The organism is Citricoccus sp. I39-566 (genome assembly GCF_031432995.1).
Lineage (GTDB): Bacteria > Actinomycetota > Actinomycetes > Actinomycetales > Micrococcaceae > Citricoccus > Citricoccus nitrophenolicus_A.
This window is the reverse complement of record NZ_CP133842.1, coordinates 1,485,817-1,502,538: the sequence shown is the minus strand read 5'-3', so window position 1 is coordinate 1,502,538 and position 16,722 is coordinate 1,485,817. Positions and strand designations below refer to the sequence as shown.

Sequence of the window (16,722 nt, the reverse complement as noted above, 5' to 3'; positions counted from 1 at the left end):
GCAACGCGGGTTCAGCCTATCCCGTCGCGGCGGGGCCCGAGAGGTCGTGACGCAGCCGGGTCAGGTGCCGCCGCAGCGCCCGCTCCGGGTCCAGCCCCGCGGCCCGGGACCGCTGGACCAGGCCGAACAGCGCCGACCCCAGCGCGGCCTCGTCCTGCAGGACCGCCTCCCAGGCGGCGGAGTCCGGCGAGGCGGAGCCCAGCGAGGCGGAGCCCAGGCCCGACGGCGGCCGGCCGGGTCCGCCGAGCGGGTCCACCGGTTGCCGGGCGGCCCGGTCCACCACCTTTGCGGCGGCCGCCAGCGCGGGCAGCTGCGCCGGGACCTCGGCGAACGCGGCGGGCGAGGATTCCCGCCCGGGTGCCGGGCCGGCGTCGCGCCCCTCCCCCGGGTTCTGCGCGTCCGAGGGCGCGCCCGCCACCGCCGCAGCCGCCTCACGCTCCGCCCGCTTGATCCGCTCCCAGGTCTTCTCGATGTCCCCGATGGAGGTCGTGGCGAGCTCCTCGGCGGGCAGCAGAGTGCCGTCCGGGTGGAAGACGTGCGGATTGCGGCGGATCATCTTGGCCGTGATGGCCTCCACCGTGCCGTCGAAGGTGAAACCGCCGGCATCCTGGGCGATGGCGGCGTGCAGGACCACCTGGAACAGCACGTCCCCCATCTCCAGGCGCAGCCGCTCGTAGGTGCCGTCCGCGAGCGGGGCGGCAGGCCAGTCGGCCGCGGGGACGGACTCGATGACCTCGACCGCCTCGTACGCCTCCTCGACGAGGTACTCGGTCAGCACGTCATGGGTGAGCCGCCGCGTCCACGGGCAGTGCTCCCGCAGCCGGGCGACGACCCAGATGAGCCGGTCGACGGACTCGCTCACGGGCGGCTCATTCGTCCTCGTCGTCGATGGCCTCCAGGCGCACCGGACCCTCGCCGTCCGCGCCCCCGGAGATGGCGTCGCCCCAGGACTCCACGAGCAGCTCGGCCAGGGCCTCCCGGTCCTCCAGCGGCAGGAACGCGGCCTCGGCCGCGTTGAGCTGGAAGTCCAGCAGCTCCTCGAGGGAGTAGTTGAAGACCTCGGCGAGCAGGTAGAGCTCGTCCGTCAGGGACACCCCGCTCATCAGCCGGTTGTCCGGGTTGATGGTGACGCGGAAACCCAGCTGGGCCAGCATGTCGATCGGGTGGGTGGAGACGGTGCCGCCGTAGGCGGCCACGGCCCCGGTCTGAAGGTTCGAGGAGGGGCAGACCTCGAGGGCGATGCCGCGGTCGCGGACCCAGGCGGCGGTGGCGCCGAGGTCCACGAGGGCGTTGTCCTCCCCCACCTGCTCGCCGTTCTCGTCAGCGGCGTTGAACTCCACCGTGATGTCGTCCGCGATGCGCACGCCGTGGCCCAGGCGCAGCGCCCGCCCGTTGACGAGGGCGTCCTGGATGGACTCGATCCCGTCCGACTCGCCGGCGTGGACGGTGGCGGGGAACTGCTGGGTGGCCAGCCAGGTGAAGGCCTCGGTGAACCGGGAGGGGGGGAAGCCGGCCTCGGGGCCGGCGATGTCGAAGCCCACCGCGCCGGAGCCGCCGGTCTCACGGTGGCGCACGGCGAGCTCGGCGATCTCCAGCGACCGCTCGTTCTGGCGCATGGCCGTGATCAGCTGGCCCACCCGGATCGGGGTGCCGTCCGCCTCGGCGGCGGCCACGCCCTCGTCGAGTCCGGCCTGGACGGCCTCCACCGCCTCGTCCAGGCTCAGTCCACCGGCGGTGTGCTGCTCCGGGGCCCAGCGGATCTCGGCGTAGACCACGCCGTCCTCCACCAGGTCCTCCACGAACTCGCGGGCCACGCGCTGCAGGCCTTCGGTGCTCTGCATGACGGCGATCGTGTGGTCGAAGGTCTCGAGGTAGCGCTCGAGCGTTCCGGAGTTCGCGGACTCGGTGAACCACTGGGCCAGGGAGTCGGCAGTGTCAGCGGGCAGCTCGTGGCCGATCTGTCCGGCCAGCTCCAGGACGGTGGCGGGCCGCAGGCCGCCGTCGAGGTGGTCGTGGAGGCTGATCTTGGGCAACGCTGCCAGGTCGACGTCGAGGGGAGAGGGGGCGGAGAATTCGATCGCGTCAGTCACGGGCCGAGTCTACGGCAGGGGCCGATGACTTCTCGGCCTGCTCGGCCTGCTCGACCGGTTCAGCCGCTGCGTGGCGGGAGGCCAGCCGCGCCAGGACCCGCTTCAGGACCAGGTCCGCCACCCAGCCGACGGCGGCCGCCGCGACGACGGCGACCGTGATCTGCAGCAGCGTGTTGTCCAGCCACCCGGTGGTGGCCTTGGCGATGCCGATCGAGTACGCGGACCAGAGGAAGGCGGCGAAGACGTCCAGCAGGGTGAACCGGAGCCGGGGGTAGCCGGTGGCCCCGGCCGTGTAGTTCACGGCCACCCGGCCGCCCGGGATGTACCGGGCGGTGCAGATCACCATGGCGCCGTGGCTGTCCAGGGCGCGGCGGGCGCTGCCGACAGCGCGCCGCACGCTGCGCGTCCGCATCCAGCGGAAGCGCTCGATCCCGATGGTCCGGCCGAGGCTGTAGGCGATCTGGTCGCCCGTGATGGCCCCCAGGGCCCCGATCAGCCAGACCCACCACAGGGACACGGTGTCCGCGGTCCTCGAGATCGAGGCGAGCGCCACGATCACGGACTCGGAGGGCACCACGGGGAAGAAGCCGTCGATGGTGCACAGCAGGTAGACGGCGAGGAGCACCCACCACTGCCCGGCGGCGTGGAGGACGGCTTCCTCGATGAGCTCGAACACGCGCTCAGCCTAGCGACCGGAGCTGGGTGCCCGGTCCCAGACGGCCCCGGATCCGGGGCGGTTCCGGGTGCGTTCCGGGTGCGTTCCGGATGACCCGCGATCGGCTCCTGCGCCGATCACCCGATGCGGTCGAGGATCAGGGGCCTCGGGGTGAAGCCGTCCGCCGCGGCGGTGCCCGCGGCGGCCACCTCGTAGCCGTCCTCGAGTGCGGCCAGCGCGCGGTCGAACTGCTCCGGGGTGTCGGTCAGCAGCGTCAGCAGCGGCTGCCCGGCCTGCACCGTGTCCCCCGGCTTGGCGTGCATCCGCACCCCTGCGGCGGCCTGGACGGGCGCGTCCTTGCGGGTGCGCCCGGCCCCGAGCCGCCACGCGGCCAGGCCCACGGCCATGGCGTCCAGGCGGGTCAGCACCCCGGATTCCGGCGCGGTGACCACGTGGGACTCGCGGGCGGCGGCCATCGGGGCGTCCGGATCGCCGCCCTGGGCGGAGATCATCCTGCGCCACACGTCCATCGCGCGGCCGTCCGCGAGGGCCTCGGCCGGGTCCACGCCGGTCACACCGGCACCGGCCAGCATGGCGCGGGCCAGTTCCACGGTCAGCTGCACGACGTCGGCCGGTCCCCCACCAGCGAGGACCTCCACCGATTCCGCGACCTCGATCGCGTTGCCGGCGGTCAGCCCGAGCGGGGTGTCCATGTCCGTGAGCAGGGCCGAGGTGTTCACCCCGGCGTCCTGCCCGAGGTCCACCATGGTGCGGGCCAGCTCGCGGGCCGTCTTCTCGGTCTTCATGAACGCCCCCGAGCCGCACTTCACGTCCAGCACGAGGGTACCGGTACCCTCGGCGATCTTCTTGGACATGATCGAGGAGGCGATCAGCGGGATCGCCTCCACCGTGCCGGTGACGTCCCGCAGCGCGTACAGCTTCTTGTCCGCCGGGGCCAGCCCGGACCCGGCGGCGCAGATCACGGCACCCAGGGAGGAGAGCTGCTCCATCATGGCCTCGTTGGACAGGTTGGCCTGCCAGCCGGGGATGGCCTCAAGCTTGTCCAGGGTGCCGCCGGTGTGGCCCAGCCCGCGGCCGGACAACTGGGGTACGGCCACGCCGTACACCGCGACGAGCGGTGCCAGCGGAAGGGTGATCTTGTCTCCCACGCCACCGGTGCTGTGCTTGTCCGCGGTCGGCTTGACGCCGCCGTCGGGCCCGCGCAGCTGCGAGAAGTCCATCCGCTCGCCCGAGGCGATCATCGCATTCGTCCAGCGGGCGATCTCCGGCCGGTCCATGCCGTTGAGCAGGATGGCCATGGCCAGGGCGGACATCTGCTCGTCCGCCACCACGCCGCGGGTGTAGGCGTCCACCACCCAGTCGATCTGCCCGTCGCTGAGCCGCTGGCGGTCCCGCTTGGCGCGGATGACCTCGATCGCGTCGAAGGGTTCTGCGGTCCGGGTCATCGGGTCCTCTCGGTCGGGTGGGGTGGGTGTGTCTGCTGGGCCTGCTGGGTTTGCTGGGTTTGCTCCGTCATCCCCGTCATGTCCGCGGGCCCGAAGGCGTGCGGCAGGATGTCCTCCATGGTCAGCTCGCCGTCCGGTCCCATCAGGCGCATGCCGGGGGCCTGGAACTCGAGGAGCAGCTGGCGGCACCGGCCGCACGGCATCAGCACCTGCCCGTTGCCGTCCACGCAGTAGAACGCCACCAGCCGGCCGCCGCCCGTCATCTGCAGATTGGACACCAGGGAGCACTCGGCGCACAGGGTCAAACCCAGGGAGGCGTTCTCGATGTTGCACCCGGCCACCACGCGGCCGTCCTCCACCAGGGCGGCCGCCCCCACCGGGAACCTCGAGTACGGCACGTAGGCGCGCGTCATGGCGGCCCGCGCCGTGGACTCCAGCCGCTCCCAGTCGATGCCGGAGCCCGTGCGGGTCAGTCGCGGCAGGGAGGCGGTCAGGGGGATGTCGTCCTCGAACGGGTCGGCGATCGGGCGGTCGAACCAGCCGGCAGGCTGCTCGCCGGATCCGTACTCGTGCTGTTCCACGGCTACTCCTTCACTATTCCTTGACGTAGGGCGAGCCCGCGGCGGCCGGGCCACGCGAGCGGCCGACCAGCCCGGCCACCACCAGGACCGTCACGAGATACGGCAGCATCGCCATGAACTGGCTGGGGACCGGGGTGCCGAGGATGGCCAGCACGTACTGCATGTTGGTGGTGAAGCCGAACAGCAGCGCCGCGAAGAAGGCCCCCAGCGGGTTCCACCGGCCGAAGATCACGGCCGCCAGGGCGATGAAGCCCTGCCCCGCGGTCATCTCCTTGGAGAACGAGGAGGCGGAGACCAGGGTGAAGAAGGCCCCGCCCAGGCCGGCGATCGCGCCACCGAGCAGCACGTTGACGTACCGGGTGCGGATGACGTTGATGCCCACGGTGTCCGCGGCCTTGGGGTGCTCGCCGACGGCACGCACGCGCAGGCCCCACCGGGTGTGGAACAGGCCGATGTACAGGGCGATCACGATCAGGTACATGCCGTAGCCGAGCAGGGTCTGGTCGAACAGGATGGGACCGAGGATCGGGATGTCCGCCAGCCCCGGGATCCGCAGGGAGGGGAAGTGCGGCGGGGAGTTCAGGGCAGATGAGTTCGAGGCCAGCACCGTGCTGAACAGGAAGCTGGTCAGGCCCGCCACAAGGACGTTGAGCACCACGCCGACGATGATCTGGTTGACCAGGTAGCGGATGGAGAACACCGCCAGCAGCACGGAGACCAGCACACCGGCCACGACGGCGGCCACCAGGCCCGCCCAGACCGACCCGGTCACCGAGCCGGTGACGGCGGCCGTGAAGGCGCCGGCCAGCAGCTGGCCCTCGATCGCGATGTTCACCACGCCGGCACGCTCCGAGAGGACACCGGCCATGGAGCCGAAGATCAGCGGGATGGCCAGCGTCACGGACCCGGCGATCAGGCCGGTGAGGAACACCGTGGTGGTGTTCGCCGCGCCGACCACCCAGACCAGGAAACCCATGACGAACAGGGCGGCGAACACGGCGGAGACCCAGCCGGCGACGGTGCCGGACCGGCGCACCTGGCGGGCGCCCCACACGGTCAGCGCCGCCAGCAGGACCGTCACGGTCCACCCGAGGGGCACGGTGGGCGCCACCAGGTCCGGGATCCGGACGGCGTCGGCGTCCGTGGAGATGCGGAACGTGGCCGAGGCGCCCGAGGCGTTCAGCGCGAAGACCACGAGGGAGACCACGGTGAGCACCGCGAAGGCGATCGGCGTGGTCCAGTGGCGGACGACGTCCGTGGTCGGCGCCGTGGCGGTGGAGACCGCCCCGTCAGCCGGGTCGGCCGGGCTGGGACCGCCGGGTGAGGTCACGGTGGTGCTCATCGCTGCTCGCCTTCCGCGTCGGGGGTGGTACTGGCCGCGTCCGCGGGGCTGGCACCGGACCGTCCGGCGTCGTCCGTTTCCGGGCTCTGGCCGATCCCGGCCGACTCGGAGGGGGCGGTGTGGCCGCCGGCGGTGGCCGTGGTGGCTGCGGCGGCGCCGGCCAGGGCCGGCTGGGTGACGGGGTCCGCCGACCTGCGGGCCTGCAGGGCGCCGGGGGCCGGCAGCCGGAAGATCAGGCGTACCAGCGGCGGCGCGGCGATGAACAGCACGATCATCGACTGGATGATCAACACGATGTCGATGGGCACACCGGTCTCGGTCTGCATGGTGACACCGCCGGCACGCAGTGCGCCGAACAGCAGCCCGGCCGCGGCCACGCCGATCGGGTTGGAGCGTCCGAGCAGGGCCACCGTGATGGCATCGAAGCCGAAGGAGCCGGCCACGTCCGTGTTGAGCATCCGCTCCGTGCCGGAGACCTGCGCCATGCCGGCCAGACCGGCCAGCCCGCCGGAGACGGCCATGGCGATCACGTACATGCGCTTGACGGGCACCCCGGCGGTCCGGGCCGCGTCCGGGTTGGCACCGACGGCGCGCAGCTGGAAGCCGACGGTCGAGCGCTGCATGAGCCACCAGGCGAAGGCCGTGGCCAGCAGTGCCACCACGAAGCCCCAGTGCAGCCGGAAGGAGTCCCCGAACAGTGGCGGGAACAGCGCCGAGGCCGGCAGGAAGTCCGAGACCGGGTTGGTGGACCCCTCACGCTGGAGCACCGGGGTGTACAGGAAGTAGGTGACCAGGTGGATGGCCACGTAGTTGAGCATGATCGTCAGGATGACCTCGTGGGCCCCCGTGAGGGCCTTGAGGAAGCCCACCACGGCGCCCCACAGGGCACCACCGAGGATGCCCATGATGAGCACCAGGATCAGGTGCAGTCCCACGGGCAGCTGCAGGTGGACTCCGAACCACGTGGCGAACATGGCGCCGAAGATCATCTGCCCCTGGCCGCCGATGTTGAACAGTCCGGAACGGAAGGAGATGGCGATGCCGAGGGAGATGATGATCAGGGGCGTGGCCACCGTCAGCGACTCCATCAGCGGGTAGATGCCCTGGCTGAAGGTGTCCCCGCGGTAGTTGAAGATCGCGCCGCGGAACAGGGCGGCGTAGGCGGAGGACACGGCGGCCCAGGCGGCCGTCAGGGCGTCACCGGGACGGGCGAAGAGATACCCCGAGGCCTCGATGACGTCCTCGTCCGTGAAGACGATGAGCAGGGCGCTGATCACGAGGGACAGCACGATGGCCAGCACGGTGACGGTGCTGTTGCCGGCCAGGACATCTTGCAGGGAGAAGCGCCGGGAGCCGCTGCCGGCCCGGCTCTCGGTGGTGGCGGCGGTCATGCCGTGTCTCCCTTCGAGGTGGTGGCCGGGTCCACGCCGGCCATCATCAGGCCGAGATCGTCCCGCGAGGTGTCACCCGGCACGATCCCGATGATCCGGCCGTGGTACATCACGGCGATCCGGTCCGCCAGGTCCAGGACCTCGTCGAGCTCCGTGGAGACGATCATGACCGGGGTGCCGGAGTCCCGCTCGCGGATGATGCGGTCGTGCAGGAACTCGATGGATCCGACGTCCACGCCGCGCGTGGGCTGGGAGGCGATGAAGAGCTTGAGGTCGTCAGCCAGCTCCCGGGCCATGACGACCTTCTGCTGGTTGCCGCCCGACAGGGTGCCGACGGGGAGGTCCACGCCCTGGGTGCGGACGTCGAACTCCTGCACGCGCCGCTCCGCGAGGTCCCGGATGGCCTTGAGGTTGAGCTGGAACCGGCCGCCGGCCGGCGCGCGGTCGAAGCGGTTCAGCACCAGGTTCTCCGCCACGGTGAAGGAGCCCACGAGCCCGTCCGTGGACCGGTCCTCGGGGACGTAGCCGACGCCGGCCCGGATGATCTGCCGGGTGGTGCGGCCGAGGATCTCCTCGCCGTCCAGGCGGATGGATCCCTGGGCCTTGAGCAGGCCCATGATGGCCTCCGTCAGCTCGGTCTGGCCGTTGCCCTGCACGCCCGCGACGGCGAGTACCTCGCCCTGGCGGATGGAGAAGGAGACCCGGTCCACCAGGCGGACGCCCTCGGGGCTCAGCACGGTCAGGTCCTTGACGGTGAAGGTCTCCTCGCCCAGTTCCGGGGCGGACTTGGTGGTGTTCAGCTCCACGGCGCGGCCGACCATGAGGGCGGCCAGCTCGGAGGGTTCGGCGCTGGGGTCCGCGGTGCCGACCATCCGGCCGCGGCGCAGCACGCTGATCACGGTGGAGATGGCCTTGACCTCGCGCAGCTTGTGGGAGATGAAGACGATCGCCGTGCCGTTGTCCCGCAGCCGGCGGATGATGTCCAGCAGCTCGTCCGTCTCCTGGGGCGTCAGCACGGCCGTGGGCTCGTCCAGGATCAGCACGCGCGCGTCCCGGACCAGGGCCTTGATGATCTCCACGCGTTGCTGCACGCCCACGGGCAGGTCCTCCACCACGGCGTCCGGGTCCACGTGGAAGCCGTACTCATCCGAGATCTCGCGGATCTTGCGGCGGGTGGCCTCGAGGTCGAGGAGGCCGGCGGCGCGGGTGTGTTCGTCGCCCAAAGCCACATTCTCCGCCACCGTGAACACGGGGATCAGCATGAAGTGCTGGTGCACCATGCCGATGCCGGCCTCCATGGCCTCGCCGGGTCCGCTGAACCGCACCGGGGTCCCGTCCACCAGGATCTCGCCCGCGGTCGGCTCATAGAGTCCGAACAGGACGTTCATCAGGGTGGACTTGCCGGCGCCGTTCTCCCCGAGCAGGGAGTGCACCTGGCCCGACTCGACCGTCAGGTCGATCGAGTCGTTGGCCGTGAAGGCGCCGAATCTCTTGGTGATGCCGCGTAACTCGAGTTTCACGGTGCTCCAGCCATTCTGGCCTCCCGGACCATTGCAGTGTTCGTAGGGAAGATCATCGTCCTCGGGAGAGATCATCTCAGGGAAAGGACGGTGGGGCGGCCCGCAGGCCGCCCCACCGCGTGGCCCGTCGGCAGGGCCGGTCCGGCGATCAGACCTCGGGCGAGTAGTCCGAGTCGACCTCGATCGATCCGTCGATGATCCCGGCCCGGATCTCCTCGAGCTCGGACTTCATCTCCTCCGAGACCTCGGCGTCGAAGTCATGGAACGGGGCGATGTCGACGCCGCCGTTCTCCAGGGTGCCAACGTAGGGCTCGCCGTCGAACTCGTCCGCCAGGTCGGACTCGATGACGTCCTTGACGGCCTCGCCCATCAGCTTCACCACGGAGGTGAGGATGATCTCCCCGTTGTCCGTGGTCTCGAAGCCGTCCGAGTCGACCCAGATGACCTTGGCCTGGCTGCCGCCGGCGTTGGCCTCCGTCACGGCGTCCAGGGTGCCCAGGCCCACCGGGCCGGCCACGGGCATGATGATGTCCGCGCCCTCGTTGATGAAGTTGGAGGTGTTGGTCTTGCCCGCGGCCTGGTTCTCGAAGTCGCCGGTGAAGGAGCCGGTCTTGGCCTCGCGGTTCCAGCCCAGGACCTCGACCTCGGCATCCTTCTGCTCGTTGTAGTACTCCACGCCGGCGGCGAAGCCGTCCATGAAGATCGTCACGGTCGGGATCTCGGCGCCGCCGTAGGTGGCGACCTTGCCGGTCTCCGAGGTGCCGGCGGCCAGGTAGCCGGCCATGAAGGCGCCCTGGGCCGTGTCATAGATCAGGCGCTTGACGTTGTCCGGGAACTCCGGGTCGGTGACGTCCACGCCCATGAAGTGTGTCTCTGCATTGTCAGTGGCGATCGGCTTCATGGTGTCACCGAGCAGGAAGCCCACGCCGATGATCATGTTGCAGTCCGCCTGCAGCATGGAGTTGACGTTCGGGGTGAAGTCGGACGGGGAGGTCGACTCCGCCTCGAGGGTCTCGATGCCGAACTCCTCCTCGGCCGCCATCAGGCCCTCGTAGGAGGACTGGTTGAAGGAGCGGTCGTCGAAGCCGCCCTGGTCGGAGACGATGCAGCCCTTGTAGTCGGAGTTGTCCGCGCCCACGGCGGAGCCCTCGGACGAGGCGGCGGCGGAACCGTCCCCGGATTCCTCCGGGGCCGCGCCGCAGCCGGCGAGGAGCAGGCCGGACAGGCCCAGGACGGCGGCCGGCAGGAGTGCCTTTCGAGATGACCTGCGAGACAGGGGGGAGGCGATGCCCATGATGATCCTTCGGTGCGAGTGAGTGGGCTTCAGGCGTGCGGGCGGGTCAGTCAACGGCCGGCCTGCGCTGGTGTCCGCGCCCAGATGACGGACAGTTACCGGGGAGTTTACCCAAAGTTGGCAGGAAACGCTTCAGACATCGGGACCGAATCGTGCAACGACGTGGTCACCGGCCGGGTCACTGCACCCCGGCGAGCGTCCGGAGGGCGGCGGCCGTGAAGATCCGCATGCCCACCCCGATCGCCCGCTCGTCCGGGGCGTAGTCCCCCATGTGCAGGTCGTAGACCGGTCCGCCCGGGGTCCGGGTCCCCAGCCGCAGCATGGCCCCGGGGACCTGCTGGGTCATCCACGCGAAGTCCTCCCCGCCCATGGACTGCGGCGTGAGCTGGATGGCCCGTGAGCCGAGCTCGTAGCGGGCCGCGTCCTCGATGAGGTCCGTCTCGGCCTCCGTGTTGACCACCGGGGGGACGCCGCGGATGTGCTCGAGGTGGACCTTCACGCCGAAGGGCCGGGCGACCTGCTGGACCACCTCGTCCAGCAGGTCGCCGGCGGATTCCCACACCGCGGCGTCCAGGCACCGCATGGTCCCGGCCAGGTAGCCGGAGCCGGGGATGGCGTTGGGCGCCGCCCCCGCGTTGATCTGTCCCCACACCACGGAGACCGCAGAGCGGACGTCGATGCGCCGGTTCAGCACCGCGGGCACCTGCACCGCGATCTCGGACAGCGCGTAGACGAGGTCCTCGGTGAGGTGCGGACGCGAGGTGTGTCCGCCGCGGCCGGACAGGCTGATCTTGATGGTGTCCGCCGCCGAGGTGATGGCGCCGATGCGCGTGCCGATCGTGCCGACGTCGAACCGGGGTTCGCAGTGCGCGGCCAGGATCCGCGGGATCCCCTCGAGGGTGCCCTGCCGGATGACGGACAGCGAGCCGCCGGGCAGGCGCTCCTCGGCCGGCTGGAAGATGATGCGCACCCGGCCGGCGAGCGGCAGGTGGGCGAAGTCGGGGCCGGGCCGGCCGTCGTCGCCCAGGATCCGATGCAGGGCCAGGGCGGTGCCGGCCATCACCGAGGTGTGGAGGTCATGGCCGCAGGCGTGGGCGACGCCCGGGGTGCGGGAGGCGTACTCCAGCCCGGTCTGCTCCGTGAGCGGCAACGCGTCGATGTCCGCGCGCAGGCCGAGCACGATCGGCCCGGAGCCGATGTCCACATAGGCTCCGGTGTCCTCGAGCCTGACCGGCGACAGTCCGGCGGCGGAGAGGGTCTGCAGGATGCGGTCCGTGGTGCGGTGCTCATCATAGGACAGCTCAGGATGCGCGTGGAGGTCCCGGCGGAAGTCCACCACGGTGGGCTCGAGCTGCGCCACGAGCGGGGTCACCCGGGGCAGTCCGGGATCGTCCAGGACGGGGCGGGACTCGGACATCAGAGGACGTCGTCGTCGCCGTGGGCCTTGAGGGATTCCACGGCCTGCTTCACGGACTGCGCGTGCTCGGTGGTGGTCACCAGCAACGCGTCCGGGGTGTCCACCACCACGATGTCCTGAACCCCGATCAACGCGATCACCCGCGCCGTGTCCGTCACGACCACCCCCGAGGCCTTGGAGGAATACACCCGCGGGGTCTCCCCGATCACCGTGATCCCCGAGGCCCGCTTGGCCGGATTCAACCGGGCGATCGCCGCGAAGTCCCCCACGTCATCCCACGTGAACCCCGCCGGGATCACCGCCACATCCCCGGCCGCCGCCGCCGGCTCCGCCACCGCATAGTCGATCGCCGTCTTCTTCAACCCCGGCCACACCCGCGCCATCGTCTCCGCCTGCGCGTCCGTCCCCCAGGCCTTCGCGATCTCCACCACGCCCGCATGCAGGTCCGGCTCATGCGCCGCCAGGTGCTGCAGCATCAAGGACACCGGCGCCACGAACATCCCCGCATTCCACAGATACTCCCCCGAGGCCACATACTCCTTCGCCACCGCCTCGGCCGGCTTCTCCACGAACGCCGCCACACTCTTGGCATGCGGGGCACCGGCCACCGCCAGATCCTCACCCTGCTGGATGTACCCGAACCCCGTGGCCGGATGCGTGGGCCGGATCCCGATCGTCACGATCCGCCCCGTGGCCGCCGTGGCCACCGCCTCGGCCACCGCCTCCTGGAATTCCTCCACCGGGGTGATCACCTGATCGGCCGCGAAGGACCCCATGATCGTCTGAGGATCCCGCTCGAACAGGATCGCCGCCGCCAGCCCGATCGCCGCCGCCGAGTCCTTCGGCTCCGGCTCCAGCACCGTGTCCACCCCGGCCAGATCCGGCAACTGCTCCCGCACCGCATCCTCATGCGCCTCACCGGTCACCACCATCACCCGGTCCCCCGCCAACGCGGACAACCGGTCATACGTGGCCCGGATCAGGGTCTGTCCCGAACCCGTCAGATCATGCAGGAACTTCGGGGCAGCAGCCCGCGACAGCGGCCACAACCGCGTCCCCACACCACCGGCGGGAATCACACCATAGAAGCGATCCAGCCCCGGAGTGCCGGAGAGGTCCGCGGCGGGCTGGCCATTGAGTTCAGGGTCAGTCGTCACATCGCACAGCATAGGTGACGGGCGTCCGCCGGACCGGCAGCGCCCCACCCGTACCCCGCCCTCGGTGACCCGTGCCACACCGGGGCCGGGACGGGTCAAAAAGGGGACCTGCACGCCAAGAAGGACTAGTCTGTCGTGGAGGAATGCACTCGCACCGGCGTTTCCATGTGCCCACTGGAGGTGGCACAGGCGCCCTTGCAATCCCTGGGAGGTTTAACAGTGTCAACTGCGACATCAGCGCAGGCCCCGGCGAAGTCCGGCCGTGGGACCCTCTATCGCGGCAACGAGGGCATGTGGTCGTGGGTGATCCACCGGATCACCGGCGTCGTCATCTTCTTCTTCCTGCTGGTCCACGTGCTGGACACCTCATTGGTGAGGGTCTCGCCGGAGGCCTACAACGCCGTGCTCGGCACCTACAAGAACCCGCTGATGGCGGTCGGCGAGGTCGGCCTGGTCGGCGCCATCATGTTCCACGCCTTCAACGGCCTGCGGATCATCCTGGTGGACTTCTGGAAGGGCGGCACCAAGCACCACAAGAAGATGCTCTGGACCGTCGTGGTCGTGTGGGTCATCGCCCTCGCCGCCTTCGCCATCCGCCACCTGATGCTTGCCCTCGGAGGTCACTGAGCCATGACTGCCACCGCTGAATCCACGATCGCCGCCCCCCGCACGGGGCGGATCGACCCCAAGTACACCCGCGGCACGTCCACGGGCGGCAACTTCGAGATGCTGACCTGGCTGTTCATGCGCATCTCCGGCGTGGCCCTCGTGGCCCTGATCTTCGTCCACCTGTTCTCCAACCTGATGGTCGGGGACGGCATCAACGGCCTCGACTTCGGCTTCGTGGCCGGCAAGTGGGCGGATCCGTTCTGGCAGTTCTGGGACCTGGCCATGCTGTGGCTGGCCATGCTGCACGGCACCAACGGCGTGCGCACCATCATCAACGACTACGCCGAGCGTGACGGCGTCCGGTTCTGGCTCAAGATGGTCCTCTACGCGGCCACCGTCGTCATCATCGTCCTGGGCACCCTGGTGATCTTCACCTTCGAGCCGTGCCTCACGGATGCGACGGGCAACCTCCTGGAGGCCTCCCCGGCCTTCTGTGAGACCCTCTGACGCCGGCCCACCCCCAGAACCACCGAGACTTCTCAAGCAGAAAGAACCCAACGAATGCAGGTACACAAGTACGACGTCGTGATCGTCGGTGCCGGTGGCGCCGGCATGCGCGCGGCGATCGAATCCGGTCAGCGCGCCCGCACAGCGGTGCTGACCAAGCTCTACCCCACCCGTTCCCACACGGGTGCCGCCCAGGGCGGCATGTGCGCCGCCCTGGCCAACGTGGAAGAGGACAACTGGGAGTGGCACACCTTTGACACCGTCAAGGGCGGCGACTACCTGGTGGACCAGGACGCCGCCGAGGTCATGGCCAAGGAGGCCATCGACGCGGTGCTCGACCTGGAGAAGATGGGACTGCCCTTCAACCGCACCCCGGAGGGCCGGATCGACCAGCGCCGCTTCGGCGGGCACACCCGAGACCACGGCAAGGCCCCGGTCCGCCGCGCCTGCTATGCGGCCGACCGCACCGGCCACATGATCCTCCAGACGCTCTACCAGAACTGCGTCAAGCACGACGTCGAGTTCTACAACGAGTTCTACGTCCTGGACCTGCTGATGGTGGACGAGCCGGGCACCCGCCCGGACGGGACACCCTTCACGCAGAAGCGCGTGGCCGGCGTCGTGTCCTACGAGCTGGCCACCGGCGAGCTGCACGTCTTCCAGGCCAAGTCCGTGGTCTTCGCCACCGGCGGCGCGGGCAAGGTCTTCAAGACCACCTCCAACGCCCACACCCTGACCGGCGACGGCATGGCCATCGCCTACCGCAACGGCCTGCCGCTGGAGGACATGGAGTTCATCCAGTTCCACCCGACCGGCCTGGCCGGCCTGGGCATCCTCCTCTCCGAGGCTGCCCGCGGCGAGGGCGGCATCCTGCGCAACGCGGACGGTGAGCGCTTCATGGAGCGCTACGCCCCCACCATCAAGGACCTCGCCCCGCGTGACATCGTGGCCCGGTCCATGGCCGAGGAGGTCCGCCAGGGCCGCGGCTGCGGTCCGAACAAGGACTACGTGCTGCTGGACCTGACGCACCTGGAGCCGGCACACATCGACGCCAAGCTCCCGGACATCACCGAGTTCGCCCGCACCTACCTCGGGGTGGAGCCGTACACCGAGCCGGTGCCGGTCTTCCCGACCTGCCACTACGTCATGGGCGGCATCCCGACCAACATCAAGGCCGAGGTCCTCCAGGACAATGACACCGTGGTCCCGGGCCTGTACGCCGCCGGCGAGGTGGCCTGCGTGTCCGTGCACGGCTCCAACCGCCTGGGCACCAACTCGCTGCTGGACATCAACGTCTTCGGCCGCCGTGCCGGCATCTACGCCGCCGAGTACGCCGCGACCGCCGACTTCGTCGAGCTGCCCGAGAACGGTGAGGCAGCGACGGTCGAGCACATCGAGCACCTGCGCTCTGCCACCGGCACCGAGCGCGTGGCCGAACTGCGGGCCCGACTGCAGGACGTGATGGATGCGGACATGCAGGTGTTCCGCACCGACGAGTCCATCCGCCGTGCCCTGGCGGAGATCGAGTCCCTGCGCGAGCGTTACGAGAACGTCTCGGTGCAGGACAAGGGCAAGCGGTTCAACCTGGACCTTCTGGAAGGCCTGGAGCTGGGCTACCTGCTGGACATGGCCGAGGCCATGACCGTGGCGGCCCTGCACCGCAAGGAATCCCGCGGCGGCCACTACCGCGAGGACTACCCGGACCGTGACGACGAGAACTGGATGACGCACTCCATGCTCTACCGCGACCCGAACTCCGAGATGGAGGGGGTCAAGGGCATCCGGTCCGAGACCAAGCCGGTCGTTGTCACCCGTTACCAGCCGATGGAGCGTAAGTACTGATGAGCACCACTACCAACGAACCCGCGGAAGCACCTTCCAAGGTCGATCTGGGTGAGCAGGGCGGAGCCGGGGAGATCCCGAGCTTCGACGTCACCCTCAAGGTCCGCCGCTACCTGCCCGAATCTTCCGAGGAGTCCTACTGGGACGAATGGAAGATCACCATGTACGGCACCGACCGCGTGCTGGACGCGCTGCACAAGGTCAAGTGGGACATCGACGGCACGCTGTCCTTCCGCCGGTCCTGCGCCCACGGCGTCTGCGGCTCCGATGCGATGCGCATCAACGGCCGCAACCGCCTGGCCTGCAAGACCCTGCTGAAGGACCTCGACCTGTCCAAGCCCATCCTGGTGGAGCCCATCAAGGGCCTGCCGGTGGAGAAGGACCTGATCGTGGACATGGACCCGTTCTTCCAGTCCTACCGCGAGATCATGCCGTTCCTGGTCAACAAGGGCCCCGAGCCCACCAAGGAGCGCCTCCAGTCCGCCGAGGAGCGCGAGCGGTTCGATGACACCACCAAGTGCATCCTCTGCGCCGCCTGCACCTCCTCCTGCCCGGTGTTCTGGACCGACGGCCAGTACTTCGGCCCGGCAGCCATCGTCAACGCCCACCGCTTCATCTTCGACTCCCGCGACGATGCCGGTGACATGCGCCTGGAGATCCTCAACGACAAGGAGGGCGTGTGGCGCTGCCGCACCACCTTCAACTGCTCGGAGGCCTGCCCGCGCGGCATCCAGGTGACCAAGGCCATCGCCGAGGTCAAGCAGGCGGTGCTGGCCGGGGCGTTCTGACCCCTCCCCCGCCTGCCCGGCACGCCCGGCGCTGAGCACGAAGAAGCCCCCCGGAGAAGTTCT

The 16,722-nt window shown here is 69.9% G+C and carries 15 protein-coding genes; 4 read left to right on the top strand and 11 right to left on the bottom strand.

Annotation, left to right across the window (positions count from 1 at the left end; genetic code table 11):
• Positions 1-16: 16 nt before the first annotated feature.
• The 11 genes from RE421_RS06960 to RE421_RS06910 all read right to left on the bottom strand — a co-directional run bounded on the left by RE421_RS06960 (position 17) and on the right by RE421_RS06910 (position 12,913).
• A complete protein-coding gene (locus RE421_RS06960) occupies positions 17-862 on the bottom strand; it encodes a MazG nucleotide pyrophosphohydrolase domain-containing protein (protein ID WP_309816399.1) in 846 nt (281 codons plus the stop codon).
• Between the two features lie 7 nt (positions 863-869).
• Complete coding sequence (locus RE421_RS06955) at positions 870-2,090, bottom strand: adenosine deaminase (protein ID WP_309816395.1); 1,221 nt, start codon at positions 2,088-2,090, stop codon at positions 870-872.
• Positions 2,083-2,766 carry a DedA family protein gene (locus RE421_RS06950; RefSeq protein ID WP_309816388.1) on the bottom strand — a complete coding sequence of 228 codons (684 nt, stop codon included), beginning with the start codon at positions 2,764-2,766 and terminating at the stop codon, positions 2,083-2,085. The genes RE421_RS06955 and RE421_RS06950 overlap by 8 nt, the downstream gene beginning before the upstream one ends.
• Before the next feature lie 116 nt (positions 2,767-2,882).
• Positions 2,883-4,211, bottom strand: coding sequence for a thymidine phosphorylase (locus RE421_RS06945; RefSeq protein ID WP_309816386.1), 1,329 nt, complete (start codon positions 4,209-4,211; stop codon positions 2,883-2,885).
• A complete protein-coding gene (locus RE421_RS06940) occupies positions 4,208-4,711 on the bottom strand; it encodes a cytidine deaminase (RefSeq protein WP_396134636.1) in 504 nt (167 codons plus the stop codon). The genes RE421_RS06945 and RE421_RS06940 overlap by 4 nt, the downstream gene beginning before the upstream one ends.
• A gap of 94 nt (positions 4,712-4,805) precedes the next feature.
• On the bottom strand, positions 4,806-6,134 hold the full coding sequence (locus tag RE421_RS06935; RefSeq protein WP_309816383.1) for an ABC transporter permease: 1,329 nt from the start codon (positions 6,132-6,134) through the stop codon (positions 4,806-4,808).
• Positions 6,131-7,525 (bottom strand): ABC transporter permease, encoded by a 1,395-nt coding sequence (locus tag RE421_RS06930; protein WP_309816380.1) that lies wholly within the window; start codon positions 7,523-7,525, stop codon positions 6,131-6,133. Before RE421_RS06930 ends, RE421_RS06935 begins: the two co-directional genes overlap by 4 nt.
• Complete coding sequence (locus tag RE421_RS06925; protein WP_309816377.1) at positions 7,522-9,045, bottom strand: ABC transporter ATP-binding protein; 1,524 nt, start codon at positions 9,043-9,045, stop codon at positions 7,522-7,524. Before RE421_RS06925 ends, RE421_RS06930 begins: the two co-directional genes overlap by 4 nt.
• Positions 9,046-9,193: 148 nt before the next feature.
• Entirely contained in the window at positions 9,194-10,339 is a 1,146-nt protein-coding gene (locus tag RE421_RS06920) for a BMP family ABC transporter substrate-binding protein (RefSeq protein WP_309816374.1), read from the bottom strand.
• 178 nt (positions 10,340-10,517) lie between these two features.
• The gene (locus tag RE421_RS06915) at positions 10,518-11,756 is read right to left on the bottom strand and encodes an amidohydrolase (protein WP_309816371.1); all 1,239 of its coding nucleotides are present in this window, start codon (positions 11,754-11,756) and stop codon (positions 10,518-10,520) included.
• Entirely contained in the window at positions 11,756-12,913 is a 1,158-nt protein-coding gene (locus tag RE421_RS06910) for a mannose-1-phosphate guanylyltransferase (RefSeq protein ID WP_396134608.1), read from the bottom strand. Before RE421_RS06910 ends, RE421_RS06915 begins: the two co-directional genes overlap by 1 nt.
• A 219-nt stretch (positions 12,914-13,132) precedes the next feature.
• Here RE421_RS06910 and sdhC point away from each other — a divergent pair, with 219 nt between their 5' ends.
• Genes sdhC through RE421_RS06890 form a run of 4 tightly spaced genes read left to right on the top strand, consistent with a single transcriptional unit; the run spans position 13,133 to position 16,659 of the window.
• Positions 13,133-13,540: a succinate dehydrogenase, cytochrome b556 subunit gene (gene sdhC / locus RE421_RS06905; RefSeq protein WP_309816368.1), complete on the top strand. Its 408-nt coding sequence runs from the start codon at positions 13,133-13,135 to the stop codon at positions 13,538-13,540.
• A 3-nt stretch (positions 13,541-13,543) separates the two neighbouring features.
• A complete protein-coding gene (locus tag RE421_RS06900) occupies positions 13,544-14,029 on the top strand; it encodes a succinate dehydrogenase hydrophobic membrane anchor subunit (RefSeq protein WP_309816366.1) in 486 nt (161 codons plus the stop codon).
• 54 nt (positions 14,030-14,083) lie between these two features.
• Positions 14,084-15,871 carry a succinate dehydrogenase flavoprotein subunit gene (gene sdhA / locus RE421_RS06895; RefSeq protein WP_309816363.1) on the top strand — a complete coding sequence of 596 codons (1,788 nt, stop codon included), beginning with the start codon at positions 14,084-14,086 and terminating at the stop codon, positions 15,869-15,871.
• Positions 15,871-16,659, top strand: coding sequence for a succinate dehydrogenase iron-sulfur subunit (locus tag RE421_RS06890; RefSeq protein ID WP_309816360.1), 789 nt, complete (start codon positions 15,871-15,873; stop codon positions 16,657-16,659). The genes sdhA and RE421_RS06890 overlap by 1 nt, the downstream gene beginning before the upstream one ends.
• Positions 16,660-16,722 lie beyond the last annotated feature (63 nt).